Genomic DNA, 2,541 nt, shown 5'->3' with positions numbered 1-2,541 from the left:
GGTTCTATCGCAGCCATGACTTCTTCATAAGTTTCGGGGTTAGCTGCATAAAACTGCTCCCTCGTTATTTCGAATTCATCTTTATCGACAACCCACTCTACTTTGATCGTCCCTTGATCAAAAGTCCCTAATTTTAAAATAGAATGATTTTTATTAATGGGGTATTCACTTATGAGTAGCTGATTAATCCTGATTTGTGTATCTTTAAGTACTGACGTATCAAGATTAATAAACACTTGTTTATGTTCATCAATATTAAATGAGTAGTTGATACGTACAGGTTCATTGTCGTCATTTCTTTGTATTATTTCACCATTCTCATGGACGACCGCATTTTTGATTTCCCTATTAAAAGACGCTACTCTCTGAAAGACCTCAGACTCGTATCCTGCAAAGAAACTTAATAAATTGTTCTGTACTTGAAAGAGGTTATCAGTTTCAAAAATATGAATATCCTGAAGACCGCTATCTGTTACGAAGCCCAATGGCAAGACATATTGGTTCTCATGTATAACGAGACCGTCTTCCTCCCACACCTTTTCATAGCCTGGTCTTGATATGCTCTCAGGGCCGACATCATACTTCACGGCCAATAAAGACTCTGTAAATAAAGTTGCCCCATACTGACTATATATGGCTTTATTTGCTGATAACCCTAAAGCTTCCAAAGACCTTGAAAGATCATGATTAACCATGGAACTGAAATAATTTAGCGAGCTATAATTCATATGTATGCCATCATTCAGGGTGTTTTCCATTCTAGTCTTAGCTCTAAAAAATGCGTCATCGTGTTGATTTACCTTGTGTATGACTTTTCGATAATCACGATATTCAGTATATGTTTCTTTTAAAAGTCCCCCGATATCTTTGGTCATTTGGTAATATATGGAACCCGTATTAAATATTAGTTCAGTAAGTGTAAATAGTATAATACATGTAAGTCTAATTACACTCCAAGACGGCTTCCGGAGCTTTGTTAACAGGAAAATTAAATATAGCGCAAGAGCACATAAATTAATAACAAGATGTGTAGTTGTAAATTCATCAAAGTTAAAATAGCATAATACAACAATAACATTGGCTATTAAATAAAAGACAAAAAAGTATCTATAGTCAAATGTCTTGATGTTCTCATACGCTTTGATACACATATACAGTAAAATAAAAGATAGTATAAAAGACTGCCTATAAAGTAGACTGTTTGGGGATGCAAAACCATGCCAAATATAATCTAAATGTGGGATTAGCATACTAACATAAAGTACAACAGCTAAAGTAGACCATCTTACTTTCTCTATCTTAGATATTTGCTTGCTTAAAAAAAAGACTGGCAGGAGAAACCATATAAAGCTACCAATATAGACCTGTGGACTCCCCTCTAATACACTATCATATACCCCGCTTAAAAGTTTTAAGAATACGTATAACACTTCAGTATTTATTGTCTTTTCAAAATGGGGTTGTGATATTTCAGCTGCAGAAAGCTGGATTGCTGCAGGTATTAATAAAAAGGCTGCCATCCCTGCAGCAATGATAGTTGCTAAAGCAAATTTTAGACCAACCCTAGTTTTTGCTTCTCTGGACTTATTCTTCTGCTTAAAAATGACCTCGGTTAGAAAATAAATAAAAATAAAGCCCCCAAGCATATAAGCCATATAAAAGTTGGATATAAATACAACAAACAAAACAATCAGAAACAGGCTCATAAAGCCATTGTGTACTAAACGTTCTGTTAATATGACAAGCACTGGTAACCAAATCAATATATCTAACCACATCACATTGTGGAAATAGACAGCAGTGTAAGACATAAGGGCATAAAAAGATGAAAAGAATACTACTTCTGATCCACTTAAATTAATACCTTTAGTTTTTATAAAGAAGGCCATGCTAAGCCCCATTAGACCTACCTTTAATAAAATTAATACAAGAACAGACTCAGATAGGTAATAATGGTCCCATAACAAAATAATAAAAAGAAAAGGGCTTGAAGTATAGTAAGCGATGTTACCAATGTTGTTAGACCCTAACCCAGCATACCAATTGTATAATAGTGCATCTTTTCCCTTAATTGCATCGTACAGATAACTATAAAAATGAATGTATTGGTGATCCAAATCTAACTTCATAACAGTAGAAACACCAGCAGGATAAGCTTGAAAGAAAGAAAAAATAAACCCCATAAATAAAATGGGTAGCAAAAATGAAAAAGTATAAACTCTTATGGGTATATTCGTATACTTTAGCATATGATCCTCCATACTTACTAAAAATCATTTTCAGAATTAAAGTGTAATTAAGTTGCCAATTCGATTTAAACCACTAATTCCCTCTATTGGATAAGATAGATGTTGAGCTTTGCTTTTTATATACACCACCTAGCGTTGATCTAAATTAGAGGTTTGAAAAGTCAAACCAATGCTAGTACTGACTCCTTTGTTTACGCCTTTCAAATACCACCAAACCAATAAAGATCAGCAAACTTATGACTGAAATCGTGATACCAGTGGTTAACCCTACCGGCTTAAATGACATTTCCAC

Annotated in this window: 1 protein-coding gene; it reads right to left on the bottom strand. The window is 34.0% G+C overall.

Annotated features, from left to right (window positions below; all coding sequences use genetic code 11):
* Positions 1-2,249 (bottom strand): YfhO family protein (locus JKM87_RS17575; RefSeq protein ID WP_202081761.1); only part of this gene is annotated, 2,249 nt, incomplete at its 3' end.
* Between the last annotated feature and the right edge of the window lie 292 nt (positions 2,250-2,541).

Origin of the sequence: Caldalkalibacillus salinus, assembly GCF_016745835.1 — a bacterium.
In the GTDB taxonomy this organism is placed as follows: domain Bacteria; phylum Bacillota; class Bacilli; order Caldalkalibacillales; family JCM-10596; genus Caldalkalibacillus_A; species Caldalkalibacillus_A salinus.
The sequence above is the reverse complement of the archived record's forward strand: the minus strand, read 5'-3'. Positions and strand labels throughout refer to the sequence as shown.